At 66.5% G+C, this 18,787-nt stretch carries 19 protein-coding genes; 6 read left to right on the top strand and 13 right to left on the bottom strand.

The window, feature by feature from the left end:
• Positions 1-650 precede the first annotated feature (650 nt).
• Entirely contained in the window at positions 651-3,398 is a 2,748-nt protein-coding gene (gene polA / locus ACUCV0_RS11760) for a DNA polymerase I (RefSeq protein WP_482212773.1), read from the bottom strand.
• Positions 3,399-3,509: 111 nt separating this feature from the next.
• Between polA and ACUCV0_RS11755 the strand changes: the two genes are divergently transcribed.
• Entirely contained in the window at positions 3,510-3,800 is a 291-nt protein-coding gene (locus ACUCV0_RS11755) for a DUF2782 domain-containing protein (protein WP_027597317.1), read from the top strand.
• 62 nt (positions 3,801-3,862) lie between these two features.
• The gene (locus tag ACUCV0_RS11750) at positions 3,863-4,816 is read left to right on the top strand and encodes a homoserine kinase (protein WP_434775427.1); all 954 of its coding nucleotides are present in this window, start codon (positions 3,863-3,865) and stop codon (positions 4,814-4,816) included.
• Positions 4,817-4,853: 37 nt separating this feature from the next.
• Here ACUCV0_RS11750 and ACUCV0_RS11745 read toward each other — a convergent pair whose 3' ends face one another.
• From ACUCV0_RS11745 to ACUCV0_RS11700, 10 genes are all read right to left on the bottom strand, one after another.
• The gene (locus ACUCV0_RS11745; protein WP_482212772.1) at positions 4,854-5,186 is read right to left on the bottom strand and encodes a hypothetical protein; all 333 of its coding nucleotides are present in this window, start codon (positions 5,184-5,186) and stop codon (positions 4,854-4,856) included.
• Positions 5,183-6,103, bottom strand: a complete 921-nt coding sequence (locus tag ACUCV0_RS11740) for a hypothetical protein (protein ID WP_482212771.1) — start codon at positions 6,101-6,103, stop codon at positions 5,183-5,185. The genes ACUCV0_RS11745 and ACUCV0_RS11740 overlap by 4 nt, the downstream gene beginning before the upstream one ends.
• Before the next feature lie 23 nt (positions 6,104-6,126).
• A complete protein-coding gene (locus ACUCV0_RS11735; protein ID WP_482212770.1) occupies positions 6,127-6,573 on the bottom strand; it encodes a curli fiber surface-exposed nucleator CsgB in 447 nt (148 codons plus the stop codon).
• Between the two features lie 107 nt (positions 6,574-6,680).
• On the bottom strand, positions 6,681-7,520 hold the full coding sequence (locus ACUCV0_RS11730; protein WP_017641598.1) for a CsgG/HfaB family protein: 840 nt from the start codon (positions 7,518-7,520) through the stop codon (positions 6,681-6,683).
• A gap of 15 nt (positions 7,521-7,535) precedes the next feature.
• Complete coding sequence (locus tag ACUCV0_RS11725; RefSeq protein ID WP_059313109.1) at positions 7,536-7,943, bottom strand: curli assembly protein CsgF; 408 nt, start codon at positions 7,941-7,943, stop codon at positions 7,536-7,538.
• Positions 7,940-8,323, bottom strand: a complete 384-nt coding sequence (csgE, locus tag ACUCV0_RS11720) for a curli production assembly/transport protein CsgE (RefSeq protein WP_059313110.1) — start codon at positions 8,321-8,323, stop codon at positions 7,940-7,942. Before csgE ends, ACUCV0_RS11725 begins: the two co-directional genes overlap by 4 nt.
• A complete protein-coding gene (locus ACUCV0_RS11715) occupies positions 8,320-8,940 on the bottom strand; it encodes a helix-turn-helix transcriptional regulator (protein ID WP_482212769.1) in 621 nt (206 codons plus the stop codon). The genes csgE and ACUCV0_RS11715 overlap by 4 nt, the downstream gene beginning before the upstream one ends.
• A gap of 229 nt (positions 8,941-9,169) precedes the next feature.
• Positions 9,170-10,180, bottom strand: coding sequence for an SIS domain-containing protein (locus ACUCV0_RS11710; protein WP_323150283.1), 1,011 nt, complete (start codon positions 10,178-10,180; stop codon positions 9,170-9,172).
• 100 nt (positions 10,181-10,280) lie between these two features.
• A complete protein-coding gene (locus ACUCV0_RS11705; RefSeq protein WP_482212768.1) occupies positions 10,281-11,720 on the bottom strand; it encodes a sigma-54-dependent transcriptional regulator in 1,440 nt (479 codons plus the stop codon).
• Between the two features lie 31 nt (positions 11,721-11,751).
• Complete coding sequence (locus ACUCV0_RS11700) at positions 11,752-13,566, bottom strand: sensor histidine kinase (protein WP_482212767.1); 1,815 nt, start codon at positions 13,564-13,566, stop codon at positions 11,752-11,754.
• Between the two features lie 197 nt (positions 13,567-13,763).
• On the opposite strand from ACUCV0_RS11700, the gene ACUCV0_RS11695 reads away from it, so the two are divergent.
• From ACUCV0_RS11695 to ACUCV0_RS11680, 4 genes are all read left to right on the top strand, one after another.
• A complete protein-coding gene (locus tag ACUCV0_RS11695) occupies positions 13,764-13,964 on the top strand; it encodes a hypothetical protein (RefSeq protein ID WP_482212766.1) in 201 nt (66 codons plus the stop codon).
• A 70-nt stretch (positions 13,965-14,034) separates the two neighbouring features.
• A complete protein-coding gene (locus ACUCV0_RS11690; RefSeq protein WP_271653564.1) occupies positions 14,035-14,283 on the top strand; it encodes a hypothetical protein in 249 nt (82 codons plus the stop codon).
• A gap of 107 nt (positions 14,284-14,390) precedes the next feature.
• Complete coding sequence (gene hglS, locus ACUCV0_RS11685; protein ID WP_482212765.1) at positions 14,391-15,722, top strand: 2-oxoadipate dioxygenase/decarboxylase HglS; 1,332 nt, start codon at positions 14,391-14,393, stop codon at positions 15,720-15,722.
• Between the two features lie 60 nt (positions 15,723-15,782).
• Positions 15,783-16,232: an AsnC family transcriptional regulator gene (locus tag ACUCV0_RS11680; RefSeq protein WP_313649808.1), complete on the top strand. Its 450-nt coding sequence runs from the start codon at positions 15,783-15,785 to the stop codon at positions 16,230-16,232.
• Positions 16,233-16,446: 214 nt separating this feature from the next.
• Here ACUCV0_RS11680 and ACUCV0_RS11675 read toward each other — a convergent pair whose 3' ends face one another.
• On the bottom strand, positions 16,447-17,178 hold the full coding sequence (locus ACUCV0_RS11675; protein WP_482212764.1) for a TraI domain-containing protein: 732 nt from the start codon (positions 17,176-17,178) through the stop codon (positions 16,447-16,449).
• A gap of 80 nt (positions 17,179-17,258) precedes the next feature.
• Positions 17,259-18,776, bottom strand: a complete 1,518-nt coding sequence (locus ACUCV0_RS11670) for a conjugal transfer protein TraG N-terminal domain-containing protein (protein ID WP_482212763.1) — start codon at positions 18,774-18,776, stop codon at positions 17,259-17,261.
• Positions 18,777-18,787: the final 11 nt, after the last annotated feature.

The raw sequence follows: 18,787 nt of genomic DNA, 5'->3' as shown, positions 1-18,787 counted from the left end.
CCCTTCGCACCTGAGTTTCAGGTGGAAAAGGCTGCGCCGTTTTCCACGCTACGTGGCTACGGTGCCAAGGCCGCGCTCCGAAATACCCCCTCTCCCTCTGGGAGAGGGCTGGGGTGAGGGAGACCCCGGCACCCAATCCTCACGTGGAAAAGGCTGCGCCGTTTTCCACGCTACGTGGCTACGGTGCCAAGGCCGCGCTCCGAAATACCCCCTCTCCCCCTGGGAGAGGGCTGGGGTGAGGGAGACCCCGGCACCTAATCCTCAGGTGGAAAAGGCTGCGCCGTTTTCCACGCTACGTGGCTACGATGCCAAGGCCGCGCTCCGAAATATCCCCTCTCCCTCTGGGAGAGGGCTGGGGTGAGGGAAACCCCGGCACCCAATCCTCAGGTGGAAAAGGCTGCGCCGCTTTCCACGCTACGTGGCTACGGCGGCCAAGGTCGCGCTCCGAAATACTCCCTCTCCCTCTGGGAGAGGGCTGGGGTGAGGGAAACCCCGGCACCTGAGCCTAAGGTGGAAAAGGCTGCGCCGTTTTCCACACTACGGTGCCTATATCGCGGCCATGGGCATCCGCCGATGCGGTCGCTCCCACAGGTACTTCGAACCGCTGTAGGAGCGGCCCGTGGCCGCGATCAAGCTCAGCCAGGCGACCGTCAGTGCGCCTCATCCCAATTGCCACCTACCCCAGACTCCACCAGCAGCGGCACGTCCAGCTCGCCGGCACCGCTCATCAGCGGTAGCAGGCCTTCGCGCAGGCGCTCCACCTGGTCCTCGCGTACCTCCAGCACCAGTTCGTCGTGTACCTGCAGGATCACCCGGGCGTCCAGCTCAGGGGTCGACTGCAGCCAGGCGTCCACCGCGATCATGGCGCGCTTGATGATGTCCGCCGCGGTGCCCTGCATGGGGGCATTGATCGCCGCCCGCTCGGCTGCCCGACGCAGGCCCTGGTTCTTGGAGTGGATGTCCGGCAGGTACAGCCGGCGACCGTAGAGGGTTTCCACGTAGCCCTGGTCCACCACCTGGGCGCGGGTGCGTTCCATGTAGGCCAGCACGCCGGGATAGCGCTGGAAATAGCGATCGATATAGGCCTGGGCCTCGGCCCGGCCGACGCCGATCTGCTTGGCCAGGCCGAAGGCGCTCATGCCATAGATCAGGCCGAAGTTGATGGCCTTGGCGCGGCGGCGATCCTCGTTGCTGACCTCTTCCAGCGGTACACCCATCACCTCGGCGGCAGTGGCGCGGTGCACGTCCAGGTCGTTCTGGAAGGCGTGCAGCAGGCCTTCGTCCTGGGCCAGGTGGGCCATGATGCGCAGTTCGATCTGCGAATAGTCCGCCGCCAGCAGGCGATAGCCCTGGGGCGCGACGAAGGCCTGGCGGATGCGCCGGCCCTCGGCGGTACGGATCGGGATGTTCTGCAGGTTCGGGTCGCTGGAAGACAGCCGGCCGGTGGCCGTCACCGCCTGGTGATAACTGGTATGGATGCGCCCGGTACGCGGATTGATCTGCTGCGGCAGCTTGTCGGTGTAGGTGCTCTTGAGCTTGCTCATCTGCCGGTACTGCATCAGCACCTTGGGCAGCGGGAAGTCCTGGTCGGCCAGTTCCTGCAACACCGCCTCGGCGGTGGAGGGCTGGCCGGAGGCGGTCTTGCTGACCACCGGCAGGCCCAGCTTGACGAAGAGGATCTCGCCCAGCTGCTTGGGCGAACCCAGGTTGAATTCCTGGCCAGCCAGCTCATAGGCCTCCTTTTCCAGGGCGATCATCTTCTCGCCCAGCTCGCGGCTCTGTACCCCGAGCAGCGCCGAATCCACCAGGGCGCCGTTGCGCTCGATGCGCGCCAGTGCCGGCACCAGCGGTATCTCGATGTCACGCAGCACCCCAGCCAGGCCGGGGATGGCTTCCAGCTTGGGCCAGAGGGTCTCGTGCAGGCGTAGGGTGACGTCGGCATCCTCGGCGGCATAGGGCCCGGCCTGCTCGATGGCGATCTGGTCAAAAGTCAGCTGTTTGGCGCCCTTGCCGGCGATGTCCTCGAAACGGATGGTGCTGTGGCCCAGGTACTTGAGTGCCAGGCTGTCCATGTCGTGACGGGTGGCGGTGGCATCCAGCACATAGGATTCGAGCATGGTGTCGAAGGCGATGCCCTGGATCGTGATGCCGTAGCGGGTCAGCACATTGAGGTCGTACTTGCCGTGCTGCATGACCTTGAGCTTGGCCGGGTCCTCCAGCAGCGGCTTGAGCGCCGCCAGCACCGGCTCCAGTGCGAGCTGGGCTGGCGCGCCCATGTAGCTGTGGGCCAGGGGCACATAGGCGGCCTGGCCCGGCGCCACGGCAAAGGACAGCCCTACCAGCTCGGCGCGCTGGGCGTCGATGCTGGTGGTCTCGGTGTCGAAGGCGAAGCAGTCGGCGGCCTGCAGCCGCGCCAGCCAGGCGTCGAAGTCGGCCTGTTCCAGCACGGTGTCATAGTGGGTTTCCACCTGGGTGGTGGCGGCATCCTCGGCCAGCGGCAGGGGCGCGCCCTGGCGCTTGGTGTCGCGGATCAGGTCATCCAGCCAGGACTTGAATTCCAGCTCCTGGTAGAGCGCCATCAGGGCTTCCACATGGGGCTCGCCGACTTTGAGCTCGTCGAAGGTCAGCTCCAGCGGCACGTCCAGTTTGATGGTGGCCAGCTGGTAGGACAGGTAGGCCTGCTCGCGATGCTGGTCCAGCTTGGCGGCCAGCGACTTGGCGCCGCGCAGGGGCAGGGCGGCCACGGCGTCGAGGTTGGCATAGAGGGTATCCAGGCCACCACCGATGCCATTGAGCAGCCCGGCGGCGGTCTTTTCGCCCACCCCCGGCACTCCGGGGATGTTGTCGATCTTGTCGCCCATCAGCGCCAGGTAGTCGATGATCAGCTCGGGGCCCACGCCAAACTTGGTCTTGACCCCTTCCACGTCCAGCACGCTACCGCTCATGGTGTTGACCAGGGTGACATAGGGGCAGACCAGCTGGGCCATGTCCTTATCGCCGGTGGAGATCACCACCGGGCGCTCGGCGCTGGCGCAATGGCGGGCGAGGGTGCCGATGACGTCGTCGGCCTCCACCCCTTCGATGGCCAGCAGCGGCAGGCCCAGGGCGCGAATACAGGCGTGCAGCGGCTCGACCTGGCCGCGCAGGTCATCGGGCATGGCCGGGCGCTGGGCCTTGTAGTCGGCGAAGAGGGCGTCGCGGAAGGTCGGCCCCTTGGCGTCGAAGACCACCGCGAAGAGGCTGTCCGGATACTGGCGCCGCAGCGAGAGCAGCATGTTGAGCACGCCCTTCACCGCGCCGGTCGGCTTGCCGGTGGAAGTCATCAGCGGCGGCAGGGCGTGGAAGGCGCGATACAGATAGGAGGAACCGTCCACCAGGACGAGAGGGGCGTGGCTCATGGTCTAGACCTTTGTCGTGGCGTGTGCGGCGTCTGTCCGGCCAGTCTCGACGACGGCAAGGCCGGGTTCTAGAATCGACCACTCGCTCCGTTCAAAAGGTCAAAGGTTACCATGGGTGCTCGTCGCTTCCTCTTCGCCGCGTTGCTGCTGGCCCCGCTGGTGCAGGCTGCGGAACCGCTGCCGCCGGGGGAAAAGCCCCTGCCTGACGAGATCAAGGTGATCCGCTACCAGGCCGGCGACCAGACCATCGAGGAGACGCGGATCCGTGGCGTGCTGCAGTCCACCCGGGTCATCCCCAAGCACGGCGCACCCTACGAGCTGGTACCCGCCGATGGCAGCAGCACCGCCGCCAACGACAAGCCGACCCTGCACGTCCCCAGCTGGCGACTGTTCAGCTGGTAGGCGCAGGGCGCCTGGACCGGTAAACTGCGCGCCGCTCGCACACTCTCCCGCCAGGCCTCGTCATGTCCGTCTTCACGCCCCTCGATCGTCCCACCCTCGAAGCCTTTCTCGCGCCCTATGGCCTGGGTCGGCTGCGGGATTTCCGGGGCATCGCCGAGGGCTCGGAAAACACCAACTACTTCATCAGCCTGGAAGGCGGCGAATTCGTCCTGACCCTGGTGGAGCGCGGCCCGGTGGCGGAAATGCCGTTCTTCATCGAGCTGCTCGACGTCCTCCACGACGCCGATCTGCCGGTGCCCTATGCCGTGCGCACCCAGGATGGTCAGGCGCTGCGCCAGCTGGCGGGCAAGCCGGCGCTGCTGCAGCCGCGCCTGGCCGGTCGCCACGAGCGTGCGCCCAATCCCCATCACTGCAGCGAAGTTGGCCACCTGCTGGGGCATCTGCACCGGGCCACCGCCGGCGAGCGGCGCATCGAGCGCGCCAGTGACCGTGGCCTGGCCTGGATGCTGGCCGAAGGCGAGCGCTTGGCGCCGAGCCTGGACGCCACGGCTCAGCCGCTGCTTGAGCGCACCCTGGGGGAAATCCGCAGCCTGCTGGCCGAGCAGCCGCCGTTGCCCGAGGCCAACCTGCACGGCGATCTGTTCCGCGACAACGTGATGTTCGATGGTCCGCAGCTGTCGGGCGTCATCGACTTCTACAACGCCAGTTCCGGCTGGATGCTCTATGACCTCGCCATCACGGTGAACGACTGGTGCTCCACCGCGGATGGCGCGCTGGACCTGCCGCGCGCTCGGGCGCTGCTGGCAGCCTATGCCGCCGACCGCCATTTCACGCCCCGTGAAGCCGAACTGTGGCCGGTGCTCCTGCGAGTCGCCTGCGTGCGTTTCTGGCTGTCCCGGTTGATCGCCGCCCAGGCCTTCGCCGGTCAGGACGTGCTGATTCACGACCCGGCCGAATTCCAGCAGCGCCTGGCGGCGCGCCAGCAGACCCTGCTGGAATTGCCGCTGACCCTGTAAGCCGGGTTCCACGTGGAACCTGTCGGCTGGCCGCTCGCTACAGCTGCAGCCGCCGCTCGATGACCGGCTGCGCCTGCCCTTGGCGTTGCCAGGTCAGGGTCGCGCGGATCAGGCTGCCTGGCGCCGCGCCCAGGCGATTGGCCAGCGGACAGCTGTCGCCCTCGGCGTCACCCGCTTGCCGGGTACGGGCGACGCCAGCGGGTCCATGCAGTTCGACGACCAGCTCATAGCGGAGCGGCGCGCTCTCGTGGACGAAGCACAGCTGGACCCGAGCGCCATCTCCCTGGGCTTGCAGCTCCAACTTGACGCTGGCAGCGACGCCTCCCGCCAGTGGCAGGAGGACAGGCAGCAGCCAGGTAGCGCGGTTCACCGCTGGTTGATGGTGGCGTTGTTGCCGAAGCCGTTCTGCGAGATCCGCGCGCTGTCGTTGTAGCTGTTGAAGTTGGCCGAAGTCTGCAGAATGCTCGCGTGGTTGCTGTTGCCGACCTGGTCGATGGTGGCCGTGCTGTAGGCGCTGGTGGTGTCGAGGCGTGCCTCGTTGCCATTGCCGTTCTGCACGATGCTGGTGGTGTTGCTGTCGCCCTGGACGTTGAAGGTGGCCAGGTTGTCGTCGCCCGTGGAGCTGCCGGTGGTGTGGTTGCCACGGCCCGACTGGTCGACCTTCAGTTCGTTGCGATTGCCATCCTGGGTAAAGGCCAGCTCGTTGAACTTGCCAGACGACGAGGCCGTGATGCTATTGCCCTGACCCCGCTGGGTCAGCTCGGCAGTGCCGCCGGGATAGCCGATCTGGGTCAGCTCCATGCGGTTGTCGCTGCCGACCTGGGTGAGGGTGGCCACGGCGCCGTCGCCGCTCTGGTCGACCCGCACTTGGTTGTTGTCGCCATTCTGGTCCAGGGTCAGCTGGGCGCTGGAGGCCGACTGGACCAGGGTGCCGCTGTTGCTGCCCACCGAGGTGATGGCGGCCTGGTTGCCGAAGCCGTCCTGGGTCAGGGTATGGACGCTGCTGCCGCCTTCCTGGCGCAGGGTCGCCACGTTGCCTTGGGCATAGCCGTAGATATCACCGCCCTGGGTGATGGTGGCGCTGCTGGCGCCGGTCTGGACCACATTGATCTCGTTGCTTTCACCCTGCAGCTGATAGAGGGCCGCGCTGTTGCCGGCGCCGCTCTGGTCCAGGGTGATGGTGCCGCTGTTGCCATTCTGCTGGACGGTGGCGGTGCTGTTCTCGGCGAGGGCGTTACCGGCGACGAGGGCCAGCGTCAGGGCGGCCAGGGGCCTGAGTAGAAACATCTGTCTGATCTCCATGAGGGTCATCAGCGGTACTGCCGTACCACCGTGTTCTGGTTGCTTCCGTACTGGACGATGCGGCTGGACAGACCCGAGCCGTGTTGTTCGATGCGGGCGTTGCCCTGGACGCCGAGCTGAAGGATGTCCGCCTGGTTGCCACTGCCGACCTGCTCGATACGCGCGACGTTGCCGTAGCCGCCTTGCAGGATGACCGCGCTCAGCTCGGAGCCGTCCTGCAGGATCGAGGCCTCCTGGGCCGCGCCGCTCTGGACGATCTGGCCCCTTAGCGCGGTGCCACGCTGGTCGATGAGCGCCTGATTGTTCACGCCGAGTTGACGGATGGCGGCGTCGTGCTGGGCCGCCGGCGCCTGACCCAGATCGCCGGTTTCCATGAGATCGGCGGCCGATGCAGTAGCCGTGAAGCCGAGTGCCAGGGTGAGGATCACGGCCAGGCCGCGGGGTAGGCTGCACATCTCTATCACCGTCATTGCCTGAATTCTCCGTCCGGCATTGTCCGGAGCCGCCTGGCCCATCGCTATCGCTCCAGGGAGCGAAACCCCGGGGGGTGGCGGCTTAATCCCTAGCGCCGGGTCGGCTCCAGGTACTTGGTCAGGGCCGGGTCACGGGGATCGCGTCCGTCCGCCACCAGCCATAGCCGCCGCTCGACGCCCTGGGCAACCAGGTGAGCGACGGCCGCCTCGATGGCCGAGAGCACGCACAGCTGCGCCGGCTCGTTGGTGGTGTAGCCGGACTCGGCTTCGAGCAGCTTCTTGAATTCGATGAATTTGAAGACGCCGGCCTGGCGACCGATGGAATAGATGGTCTTGGAGGTCATGACATTGGCCAGCACCCGGCCGCTGCGGGTATCGATGGCGCGCAGATTGACCGTGACCTGATCCACCCGATACTCCTCGGACAGGCCGATGCCCAGGTAGCGGGCTCCCTCGCCGCCGCTGCGCACATTGGTGTCATAGGCCACCACGCCGCCTTCGAGCAGCAGGTTGGCCGCCTGCAGCGACGGCAGTGCCTGCTGCAGGTTTTCCGGCAGATCCGGCTTGTTCTGGGTGGCGCGGATGATCTTGCGCTCGGTCAGCAGGTTCTGCAGCCCCTCGCGCTCGAGCACCACGAACCAGCCGCTGGCCTGCAGGGCGTCCACCAGCATGCTGCCGGCCCCCTGGGTCACAGCGGTGGAAAAGGAACTGGCCGGGTTGGGCTTGTACTGTCCGGTCTGGTCGCGGAAGCCGTAGACGGCGGCTACCAGCGGTCCCTTGGGTGGCGGCAGCGCCAGCAGGTCGTAGTAGGTGGAGGCGCGCGGCGTCAGGGTTGGGGCGGCGTTCTGCTCGGCGGGCATGGGGTCGCGTACGCAGCCGGTCAGGACGAGAGCAGCGGTCAGGGCCGCCGCCAGGGAAAAGGCGTTCATGGGTGGCGTCCGTGCTCAGGGTTGGTTGAAGCCGTTGACGGAGATTTCCGAAATCTCCCCGGTACCGCGGTCGGTGATCTGCACGGTGAGGTTGCCGGAGTCGTCGACGATGTTGACGATGAACTGGTCGGTGGACAGCGTGCCCGAGTTGCCATCCTTGATGTCGGTCAGCACTTGGGACAGCAGCCGCGATTCCAGCTGGCTGGTGAAGCGCTCCAGCGCCGACTGGCTGTTGGCGCTGCTGCGCAGGTCCGGATCCTTGTGGCGATCCTGGGCGGTGGCGTTGTTCAGCAGGTAGGTGCCATTGAGTGGATTGCCGCCAAAGGACGGATTCACCGGCGAGTAGACCAGCTCGGTCGCCGCGGCCGAGGCGATTCCCAGGGTCCAGAACAGGGGCAGGACCTTCCAGGCGTGCGCGTTCATAATTCGTCCTTATCCATGTCGAAAGTGTCCTGCAGCAGGTTTTCCAGGCGCCGCCGGGTGATGCCCTCGTGAACCTGATCCGCGGCGGCGTAGGCCGCATCCTTGAGTTCGCTGTTGTTCGGCGGAATGAACTGGCGATAGAGCAGCCGCTGCTCGTACTCGACCCAGACCAGGCTGCCCCAGCGCGCCGAGGGCCGTTCGCGCACCACCAGGTTGAAGTCCAGGTCGGTGGTGTCGGTCAGGCGATCGGAAAAGTGGCGATAGAAGTCGTGGCCGAAGCGGGAGATGGTGTTGTCCACCAGCAGTCCCTGGATCAGATCGCCTTCGGCTCGCAGCGGTCCGGCCAGCAGCAGGCCGAACAGCAGCCAGACCGCCTTCATCCCGGCAGGTCCTGCCCGGCATGGAAGCGCAGCGCCGCCTCGGCGCGATTGGCGGCGCCGGTCTTGCGGAGCAGGTTGTGCATGTGGCTCTTGACCGTGTGGGTGCTCAGGCACAGCGCCTGGCCGATGGCGGCGTTGGAGAGTCCCCGGCCGACCAGCCGCAGGATCTCGCGCTCGCGGCGGGTCAGGCCGTCGGCGGCAAGACTGGGTCGCTCGCGGGAACGGCGCAGCAGGTGGGCCAGGACGGCGCGGGGCAGCCAGTCCTCGCCGGCCAGCAGCGCGCCCAGTCCTTGCAGCAGTTGCTCCCGGCTGGCCTGGGGCGCGAACACGCCCTGGATGGCGGGAAAGCGCTCGACCCAGGGCAGCGCCTGTTCGACGCTGGCGTTGAGAAAGGCCACGGTGACCGCCGCTGGCAGGCTGGCCAGCCAGCGTTCGAGCGGCGCCTCGGGCACGCTGCCGAGATCGACCAGCACCAGGCTTGCGTCCCCCGCCTCATCCAGCTCGCGGGCACAGCCCAGCTCGATCCCGTGGCGTTCTTCCAGAAAGGGTTTGAGCAGTTCCGCCAGGAGGACGTTTCCCGTCGTCAGGCGGACCTTGTTCGCAAGTATCGTGCTCATGTCCATATGTGCTGCCTCATCATCCGTTGCGCGAACGCTGAGACAAATCGCCGGGAGCGACAAGAAAAAAGTGACCGATTTCCAGCGACTTACCGGCTCTGTGGACCGCTTGGCAGATTGTTGCCCGGCAGGCACCCACCGACTAGATCGAAAGAGCTAGCTCCAAGGGTGGGGTAGGGCCGGGAGGGCGTCGGCGTCCCATCTTGGGACGCCTGGGTGAAGGGGCGGCTCAGCGAGTCAGGGTGACCTTGCGCAGATGGCGGGGCTGGTCCGGGTCCTGGCCACGCGCCTCGGCCAGCAGCGCGGCCATGCGGTAGAAACTCTGGATCGCCAGCAGGCCGTCCAGGTCCGGGTGGCCGGCGACGGCGAGCGGCAGATCGCGCTCGGCGACGTCGTCCGGGGCCGCCAGCAGCACTCGGGCACCGCGTCCGCGCAGATCTCGCGCCAGCTGCAACAGACCGGGCTGCTCGGGCCCGCGCAGGGCGAAGATCAACAGCGGATAGCCGCGTTCCACCAGCGCCAGGGGGCCATGCTGCAATTCCGCGCCGCTGAAGGCCTCGCCCTGCAGCGCCGAAGTTTCCTTGAGCTTGAGTGCGGCTTCCTGGGCAATGGCGAAGCCGGGACCACGGCCGACCACCATGCAGCGCTCGGCGTCGCGCAGTACGGGCAGCGCGGGCGCCCAGCTCAGTTCGGCTGCCCGGTCCAGGGCTTCCGGCAGGGCCACGCCGGCGGCGAGTAGCGTCTCGTCCTGCTGCCAATGGGCGATCAGGCGGGCGGCGGCGGCCAGGGTAGCGATGAAGCTCTTGGTAGCCGCGACGCTGCGTTCAGGACCGGCCTGCACTCCGATGGCGTGGCGACAGGCCAGCGCCAGGGGGGAATCGATCTCGTTGACCAGGGCGGCGGTGCGGGCGCCATAGCGATCCAGCGCGCTGAGCGTCTCGATCAGATCGGGACTGCGCCCGGACTGGGAAAAGCCCAGGGCGAGCTGGCCTTCGACGCGCAGCGGTGCCTGGCGCAGGGTCACCAGCGAGGGCGGCAGGGACAGCACCGGCAGGCCTAGGTGGGCCATGGCCAGGTAGGCGAAATAGCTGGCGGCGTGGTCCGAGCTGCCGCGGGCCACGGTCAGGGCGAGCTGCGGCGGCTGGGCTCTGAGGTCGTCGGCCAGAGCCGCCAGGGCCTGGTCGATGGTCGCCAGTTGGCGAGTGACCGCCGCACCGCTGGCGGCGGCTTCTTCGAGCATGAGCGAGGTCAAGAGGATCTCCTTGCGCGAACGCCTGTTGCATGACGCCTGATTCCCGCACTCTGCCACTCCTGGACAGGCGCGACCAGCCGACCTTGGCCTAGTCGCCTTCGTCCGCCGCACCGCCGGTGAATTGCAGGTCGTGCTTGCGCAGCTTGTCGGACAGCGTCTTGCGTGGCAGGCCCAGGGCCTCGGCGAGGCTGCGCAGGGAGGCATGGGGTCGGGCCAGTTCACGCTGGATGAGGTCGCGCTCGAAGGCCTCGACCTGCTCGCCCAGCCCGGCGGCCAGGCCGGCCGAGGACGGCGCCGCGACGACCGCTGCCGCGGCGGCCACGGGGGCGGCGCTCATCGGTGCCAGGGGCGCGAAGGCACTGCTGTCCAACGCCAGGTCCAGGCCCAGGGCGAAGCGCTCGGCGGCGTTCTGCAATTCCCGCACGTTACCGGGCCAGCTGTGGGCGATCAGGGCCGCGCGCTGCTCGGCATCGGGCTCGCGCCCCGGGGTGCCATGGCGCTCGGCGGCGGCCCGGGCGAAGTGGTGGAACAGCGGCAGGATGTCTTCGCTGCGCTCGCGCAGGGCGGGGATGCGCAAGGTGGCGACATTGAGCCGGTAATAGAGATCGGCGCGAAAACGGCCCTGGTCGGCGGCCTGGCGCAGGTCTTCCTTTGTCGCGGCGACCACCCGGATATCCAGCGGGATCTGCTGGTTGGACCCGAGTCGCTCGACCTTGCGCTCCTGCAGCAGGCGCAGCAGCTTGACCTGGACGTCCAGGCTCATGCTCTCGATCTCGTCGAGAAAGAGGGTGCCACCGCTGGCGTATTCGAACTTGCCGATGCGGCGCTTCTGGGCGCCGGTGAAGGCGCCCTGTTCGTGACCGAAGAGTTCGCTTTCCACCACGGATTCGGCCAGGGCGCCGGCGTTAATGGCGACGAAGGGGCCGTCGCGGCGATTCGACAGGTCGTGCAGGGCGCGGGCGACCACTTCCTTGCCGGCACCGGTTTCGCCGTGGATCAGCACATCGGCCTGGGTGGCCGCCAGGGCGCCGATCTGATCGCGCAGCCGGGCCATGCCCGGGGTCTGGCCGATCAGCCGGGTCTGCAGTTCATGGCGCTCGGCCAGGGCCAGGCGCAGGCTGCGGTTTTCCAGGACCAGATGGCGAGCCCCCAGCGCACGCCGCACGCTGTCGATCAGGGCGTCGTTGGCGAAGGGCTTCTCCAGGAAATCATAGGCGCCGGCGCGCATGGCCTGCACCGCCAGGGGCACGTCGCCATGGCCGGTGATCAGCACCACCGGCAACTCGGCGTCGCGCTGATGCAACTGGGCCAGCAGCTCCAGGCCGTCGATGCCGGGCATGCGGATGTCACTGACTACCACGCCGGGCCAATCGCGCACTGCGGCCATCTCCAGCTCGCGGGCGTCAGCCAGGGTCGTCACCTTGAAGCCGGCCAGGTCCAGGGTCTGGCTCAGCGCCAGGCGCAGGTGGGCGTCGTCGTCGATCAGCAGGATCTGGCTGGCGGGATCGAAGGGGGGCAGGGCACTCATGACAAAGACCTAAGGTAGAGGGGCTTGGCGGTCATCCGCGGACTTCTTCCTGGGGCACCGAGGCAACCCCCGGCTTGCCGTGCTGCAGGTAGAGGCGTACCTCGGCCCCGCCCTCGGCGTGGTTGGACAGGTGCAGGTGGCCACCCAGGGTCCGCAACAGGTTATCGCAGATCGCCAGGCCCAGGCCGAGCCCCTGGGCGGTGGCCTTGGTGGTGAAGAAGGGTTCGTGGGCACGGGCCAGGGCTTCGCTGGAAAACCCCGGTCCATTGTCTCTCAGGATCAGGGTCACACCGCGCTCATCGAGGCTGGTGGTCAGCCATAGTCTGCGGGCGCTGGTCTTTTCCGCCAGGGCGTCGAGGGCATTGCTCAGCAGGTTGCTGATGATCTGTCGCAGCCGGGTCTCACCGGCCTGCACCCACAGGGGCGCATCGGGCAGGTCGCGAATCAGCTCCACCTGCATGGCGCGGCGGCGGGCGGCGACCATGGCCAGGGCGTCTTCCAGGGCGCCCTGCAAGACCACGCTTTCCGGCGCGCGGCGGGCGCCGCGAGCATAGGCCTTGAGGTGGGCGATGATGTTGGCCATCCGCGTGGTCAGCTCGCCGATCAGCTTAAGGTTGCCACGGGCATCGTCCCGCCGGTCATGGTCGAGCAGCACGACGGCGTTTTCCGTGTAGCTGCGGATGGCCGCCAGGGGCTGGTTGAGTTCGTGACTGATGCTGGCGGACATGGTCCCCAGGGCCGACAGCTTGCCGGCCTGCACGGCTTCGTCCTGGGCGCGCATGAGTTCGCGCTGGGCCTGTTCACGGTCGTGCACCTCCTGCTGCAGGCGCGCGTTGAGCGTCTGCAGGTCACGGGTGCGTTCCTCCACGTTCAGCTCCAGGTCGCGCTTGGCCCGGGCATCCAGCGCCAGGCGCTCGATGAAGTGCCGCCGCCGCAGGGTCATGACCACCAGCAGCAGGAGCAACGCCAGCAGGGTCGCGGCTCCCACGTAAAGGGCGCTGCGTACCTGACGCTCGACCATCTCCCGCGGTGCCAGGATCTGCGCCGTCCAGCCCACCTCGTCGAGATTGCGGGTCTGGGTCAGCCAGTCGTCAGGGACCAGCGTCAGGGGCGCGGGGTTGGTGGTGGGGTAGGGACGGTTGGCATTGACCTGCTCGCGTTGGCGCTCGTCCAGCGGATGGGTCGCGCGAAAGCGCCAGGCGTCGTGGGAGGTGAGGATGACCACGCCGAGGTCGTCGGTGACCAGCAACTGCTCGGGGGCGTTGCCCCAGAGCCTTTCCGCGCTGTCCAGATCGACCTTGACCACCACCACGCCGGTGGCGCGCTCGCCGTCGCGCACCGCGGCGGCGAAATAGTAGCCGCGCTTGCTCGACGTGGTACCGAGGCCGAAGAACCGACCTGGTTGCCCCTGCATGGCCGCCTTGTAATAGGGCCGGAAGGAGAAGTCGCGACCGACGAAGCTGTCTGGCTGGCGATAGTTGGAGCTGGCCAGGCAGGTGCCGTCGCCCTGCATCAGGTAGATGACATCCGCCCCGGTACGCTGCCGGATGTCTTCCAGCATCTGGCTGGCAGCGTCCTGGGCGCTGCCGTCACCCTGGCGCGCCAGGGCGTTACGCAGCACCGGCAGGTCGCCCAGCAGGTCGGGCAGCACCTCGTAGCGCCTCAGGGTGCCGAGCAGGTTGGCGACATAGAGGTCCAGGGTCTGGCCGTTCTGCTCGGCCAATTGCGCCTCGTAGAAATGCTGGGCTGCATAGCGTAGCGGAATCAGCAGCAGCGTCAGGCCTAGGGCCAGTAGCAGCAGGCTGCTCCAGCGGGGGCGCTTGGGAAGGTGAGGGCTCTTGGGCATGCGCGGCAACGGTAGGGGGCGTCCCGGCATTATGCCCAAGCTGGGACCCTGGCGAAGGGGGCGGCAGACTGTTAACGCTTTAGCAGTCGGATGAAATATCTTGTTACTAGTGACCCTGGCTGTGGAAGAGGACACGGTTTTGCCTGGCGAAAGCCGGCTAACTGACGCTGCAATCAGCCACCGAAGGAGTGACTTCCATGAAAAGCACCACCCTCTGCCTGACCCTCGCCGGCCTCCTGGCCACCTCTGCCGCCTTCGCTCAGACGGCGCCGACCGATCCCGCTACGCCGCCCGCGGCTACCACCAGCAGCCCTGCCAAGACCGGCAAGCAGGCTACCACCCACCACAAGAAGGTGGCGCACAAGAAAGCCCACAAGGCCAGCACAGGCGGCAGCTGACCCATGGCGCGGCACCTCCCCGCGCGGGAGGTGCCTAAACGGGAGTGAATCCGTCCAGAGGAGTCCTCCCATGCGCAAGTCCCTGCTGCTTCCCACCTTGATCCTGGGCCTCGGCCTGTCCAGCGCCGCCCTGGCCCAGACCAGCCCGACCAATCCTCCCGCTACCCCCGCGCGTCCCGATCCCACCAGCACCCATGGCATGGAAAAGGCGCCCAGCACCGGTGTGGGCGCGGCCGACAACGGCTCCAGCGGCGGTTCGGGTAGCGATACCGGCGCCGATCACGTCAAGAAGCCAAAGACCCAGCACAAGGATCACTAGGGCTTCCACCCATTCCCCCGGGGAATGATCCGATGAGCAAAGATCGCTTGAGCAGCGCGCGGGGGCGTGTCGAAATCGACGCCTAGCCTGAGCCAGGAGCCGCTCCCATGACCGCCGCGTCGCTGCTTTCCCCGGACCTGATCCGTACCCGCTTTTCCCAGGCCATGTCGGTAATGTACCGCCAGGAGGTACCGCAATACGGCACCCTGCTGGAGCTGGTCGCCGAGGTGAATGCCGGGCAGCCGGGTTTCTCCCGGGATTCTGCGGAGCGTCTGGATCTGGAGCGCCATGGCGCCATCCGTGTCGGCACGACTGACGAGTTGGCCACCCTGCGCCGCCTGTTCGCCGTGATGGGCATGCAGCCGGTCGGCTACTACGACCTCAGCGTGGCGGGTGTCCCGGTGCATTCCACCGCCTTCCGCCCGGTCGAGCCGGCGGCCCTGCAGGCCAATCCCTTTCGCGTCTTCACCTCGCTGCTGCGCCTGGAGCTGATCGAGGACGCCGAGCTGCGCCAGCTGGCTGAAAAGGTCCTGAACGAGCGCCGCATCTTCACCCCGGGTGCGCTGGAGCTGATCGAGCGCGCCGAGGCCCAGGGCGGTCTCACCGACGCGGAGGCCGATGCCTTCGTGCAAGAGGCGCTGGAGACCTTTCGCTGGCACCGCGAGGCCAACGTCGATGCTGGCCTCTACGGGCGCCTGCACGATACCCACCGGCTGATCGCCGACGTGGTCTGCTTCAAGGGCCCGCACATCAATCACCTGACGCCGCGCACCCTCGACATCGATGCCGTCCAGGCTCGCATGCCCGCCCGCGGCATCGCGCCCAAGGAAACCATCGAGGGCCCGCCTCGCCGCCAGTGCCCCATCCTGCTGCGCCAGACCAGCTTCAAGGCGCTGGAAGAACCCATCCTGTTCCAAGGCGAGGTCCAGGGTTCGCACACGGCGCGCTTCGGTGAGATCGAACAGCGCGGCGTGGCCCTCACCCCGGCCGGCCGGCAGCGCTACGACGAACTTCTGCAAGAGGTCCGCCAGCGCAGCAAAACGGCAGGCAGCGACTATGCGACCGTACTGGCCGAGGTGTTCCAGGCACTGCCAGATACGTGGGACGAACTGCGCCGCCAGGGCCTGGCCTGGTTCCGCTATCGTGCCGCCGAGGGCACTGGGTCAGGCGTCGAGACCACGGATACCGAAGCCCTGATCGCCGCCGGCCAGCTCATCGCCGATCCCATTACCTACGAAGACTTCCTGCCGGTCAGTGCCGCGGGCATCTTCCAGTCCAACCTGGGTGCCGGTAGCCAGCAGGAGTACCAGAGCGGCGGCAATCGCGCCGCCTTCGAAGCGGCCCTGGGTGCGCCGGTCCTCGACGAGATGGCGCTGTACGAGCGTCAGCAGCGCGAATCCCTGACAGCTGCCCTGGCTGCCCTTGGCCGCCCCGCCTAGAATGTCGGCTCTCGCGTCGGTGGCCTCTGCCCCCGACGCCCGCCCCTGGCAGGCAGCCTGATGTTCACCAAACTCGATCCGACCGACTGGCAGCTCATCCACCTGCTGCAACAGAACGCCCGCGCTTCCAACGCCACTCTGGCCCGCCAGCTGGGCCTGGCCCGCACCACCGTGGTCACCCGCCTGGCCCGCCTGGAGCGCGACGGCATCATTCAGGGCTACGGCCTGCGCCTGGGCTCCGAACTGGAACAGGCTGCCGTGCGTGCCTACTGCGCCATCAGCGTCCTGCCGCGCAGCACCGCTGGCGTCATCCGCGCTCTGGAAAAGATGGTCGAAGTCGAGGAAGTCTCCTCGGTCAGCGGTCAGTTCGACTACCTGGCCTTCCTGCGCTGCACCACCCACGAAAAGCTAGACGACCTGCTCGACCGCATCGGCAACCTGGACGGGGTGAAGCAGACCCAGACCTCGATCATCTTGAATCGGAAGATTGACCGGCGCAGTGGCACTTAACAACTTTTTCAGGTGGGAATTATTAGCGGTTTGGATAATGGTAGTTCGTGGAAGGTCTGGTTTGTTGTCAACTCATGTAGACGTACCACGACAGTTCACTGCTGGTATCTGCGGTGTTTGTCCTGTAGGCATTTAGCGCCTGGTGAGCGCTAGATTATGGTGCCCAAGGCCACCTGTCTGAATCGTGAAGCGTGCGCGCCGATTAGCGCCCGATTCAACAGGCGGCTTGGTCCATGACCGCCTGTGCGGCCTGAAAGGTCAGGTCGCCCAGGATGCCGGCCTGCGCTTCCTGTCCGCTAATCATGAAAAGCAGGTTCGTCCATAGCGTTTCATAGCCACAGAGCCAAGCGAGCAGGTCTGCATCCAGGACGTGGCTGTACATTAGGGCAGTGGCGGCGCTGTGGAGGCGATAGGGCTGTTCAGGCGGGTAGTAATAGCGGTAGGACCGACGCAGCGGACCCTGCCAGGGGTACCACGGTGTACCATCGTCATGCTCTACAGAGAGATCGACCACCAACTTGCCAAGGTCCTGCAGGAGCGCTGCATAGGCAACGCCCGCCGTCCAGGCTTCAGCTTGCGCTGCCTGCTCCTCGGGCGGCGCACCGATTGGTAGCAAGCAAGCCTGACGCAGACGCAGCGCATAGCAGACCCGGTACAGGGCGTGGTCAAGCATGCCGCCTGCATAGCGGTACGGCCCGTCCAGGGATACTGGAAAGGCCTGGACCAACTCGGCGTAGCGCTGCAGTGGCGTCCGGTACAAGCGATCAAATTGCTCACGGGATACGGCGGTTCGCTGCCAGATCTGGTCCATCAACGTCTGGCGTTCGGGGCGTTCCAGTAATTCCGCGCCGGGTAGAGGGTGATGCAAGCCATCACTCGCTAAGGCTGGGGTATCAGAGGCCGACGATACGGCCGTATGGAAGTGGCGACGCCAACGCATAAACATGGTGAGCGCTCCTGGGGTGTAATAGATCTGAGCCGCTTGCTTGCGGAGTCTGTTTGACGTAATGGCAGGTCCAATGGCCATCAGCGCATCCCCTGCCGAACGGCGTCCGTCCCTCTGGCGCCAGCGCCGCGCGCATCCTGGGTACCGCTCGCCAGGGCCTGAAGGGCCGCGCCGACGCGCAGGCCAACCCAGGTCAACGCGGTCATCCAGAACGTCGGGAAGGCGATGAACATCGTGGCCATGATGAAATTCAGCAAGAGGTCACCGAAGGCGTTGTTCAGGCCGATCAAAGGATCGAAATTTCGGTGCGGACGTCCGGCGCCAAAGCCCCAACCATAGAGGGCGTCCAGGATGGTGCTGTCGAGCCAACGGGCCAGCTGAAACCAGAACTCCACGAAGAAGAGCGCGAACTGCACGGTGCTGAGCGTCAGCGTGGTCTTGAGGTCGTAGGTGCCTATGACCAGCAGCAAGGGAAGGCCAATCACCAGCGCCATTTTTAGCAGCGACAGCACCATCGGCAGTGCCTGACGCACGACGTCCATAGCGGGAAAGAACCCCAGGGATCCCAAGGCCAATCCCGTGTCTCCGGCCAAACGGGCGGCCATGTTAGGCAGCGACATATCCACCTGGCCGCCATAGTCGGTGTAGACCTGACCCTGATTCAGCTTCTGCTGGCGCGGCGCGACGACAGCGCGTATGACCGCATCATCTACGGTCTGCCGGGAAACAAAGCCTGCCCACTGCGCCAAGCGGTTCAGCAGGCCGGCATCAACCTGTGTCAGCAATCGCTCGCGCAGCCCACGTCCTGGATCGGACCACCATTGGCGACAGAGTGGGTAGCCCGCGCCAGTGGGACCCGGTGTCAGGCCTGCATCACGCGTCGCTTCGTAAGGCCAAGCGGCGCGTGGGGTACGCGCCCGGTCAATGTCATAAAAGCCAGGTGAGTTAAGAAAATAGCGAGAGCCGATCCAGGTGACGTCATAGCGCTGATCCGCAGCCAGGCCAGGGCGCTGCATGAACAGCCGGGCGCGCGAGGGGCCGTAGCACTCACGGGTAAAGTCGGCTACTTCCTGCGCGAGCAGTGGATCGGCAATGCGTGTGGCATCAAGCTCCATACGGATCTGCCGCAAGTCAGTGCCGCAGGGAATGGCCGCAATGGCTGCGCCGGTCACAGCCTTTGATAGGGCGTGCACAAAGAACCACCAGACCGGTATCAGGGCCTGCTGCCCGTTGAGTTGGGTATAGCTCAAGGCCCAGCCTGTCTTGGCAGGGGCCGCGACATCGACCTGGCATTGGCGGGAACGGCTCATGTCAAACTGAAGGGTGTTCAGCGATACCGGGATCATGGGAATCGCCGCAAAGGCAATGACGCCGATCGCCAGGAGCATGCGGCTTTCGATGCGCCGGCTGGACAGTAGGCTCTGCTGGCTTTCATCCGTACTGACGGTACGGGCGTGTAGCCATTCCTGGACCACGATCAGCAGAAAGGGCAGCGCAAAGAGACCGCTGGCCAGCAATAGATTCCAGATGCCGTTATGGATAAGCCAGCCGACCAGGGTGAGGTAGTACTCGAGGTAGTCCGTGGTGTAAAGCGTCATGGCGTGGGTGT

This window comes from Pseudomonas sp. VMV1, from assembly GCF_056790235.1.
The sequence above is the reverse complement of the archived record's forward strand: the minus strand, read 5'-3'. Positions and strand labels throughout refer to the sequence as shown.

Coding starts and splice junctions, on each gene's coding strand:
- ACUCV0_RS11695 (WP_482212766.1), top strand. CDS start 13,764: ATGAAAAGCACCACCCTCTGCCTGACCCTCGCCGGCCTCCTGGCCACC.
- ACUCV0_RS11740 (WP_482212771.1), bottom strand. CDS start 6,103: ATGTTTCTACTCAGGCCCCTGGCCGCCCTGACGCTGGCCCTCGTCGCC.
- ACUCV0_RS11675 (WP_482212764.1), bottom strand. CDS start 17,178: ATGTTTATGCGTTGGCGTCGCCACTTCCATACGGCCGTATCGTCGGCC.
- ACUCV0_RS11700 (WP_482212767.1), bottom strand. CDS start 13,566: ATGCCCAAGAGCCCTCACCTTCCCAAGCGCCCCCGCTGGAGCAGCCTG.
- ACUCV0_RS11690 (WP_271653564.1), top strand. CDS start 14,035: ATGCGCAAGTCCCTGCTGCTTCCCACCTTGATCCTGGGCCTCGGCCTG.
- ACUCV0_RS11750 (WP_434775427.1), top strand. CDS start 3,863: ATGTCCGTCTTCACGCCCCTCGATCGTCCCACCCTCGAAGCCTTTCTC.
- ACUCV0_RS11680 (WP_313649808.1), top strand. CDS start 15,783: ATGTTCACCAAACTCGATCCGACCGACTGGCAGCTCATCCACCTGCTG.
- ACUCV0_RS11715 (WP_482212769.1), bottom strand. CDS start 8,940: ATGAGCACGATACTTGCGAACAAGGTCCGCCTGACGACGGGAAACGTC.
- ACUCV0_RS11725 (WP_059313109.1), bottom strand. CDS start 7,943: ATGAACGCGCACGCCTGGAAGGTCCTGCCCCTGTTCTGGACCCTGGGA.
- ACUCV0_RS11730 (WP_017641598.1), bottom strand. CDS start 7,520: ATGAACGCCTTTTCCCTGGCGGCGGCCCTGACCGCTGCTCTCGTCCTG.
- polA (WP_482212773.1), bottom strand. CDS start 3,398: ATGAGCCACGCCCCTCTCGTCCTGGTGGACGGTTCCTCCTATCTGTAT.
- csgE (WP_059313110.1), bottom strand. CDS start 8,323: ATGAAGGCGGTCTGGCTGCTGTTCGGCCTGCTGCTGGCCGGACCGCTG.
- ACUCV0_RS11755 (WP_027597317.1), top strand. CDS start 3,510: ATGGGTGCTCGTCGCTTCCTCTTCGCCGCGTTGCTGCTGGCCCCGCTG.
- hglS (WP_482212765.1), top strand. CDS start 14,391: ATGACCGCCGCGTCGCTGCTTTCCCCGGACCTGATCCGTACCCGCTTT.
- ACUCV0_RS11670 (WP_482212763.1), bottom strand. CDS start 18,776: ATGACGCTTTACACCACGGACTACCTCGAGTACTACCTCACCCTGGTC.
- ACUCV0_RS11710 (WP_323150283.1), bottom strand. CDS start 10,180: ATGCTCGAAGAAGCCGCCGCCAGCGGTGCGGCGGTCACTCGCCAACTG.
- ACUCV0_RS11705 (WP_482212768.1), bottom strand. CDS start 11,720: ATGAGTGCCCTGCCCCCCTTCGATCCCGCCAGCCAGATCCTGCTGATC.
- ACUCV0_RS11735 (WP_482212770.1), bottom strand. CDS start 6,573: ATGTGCAGCCTACCCCGCGGCCTGGCCGTGATCCTCACCCTGGCACTC.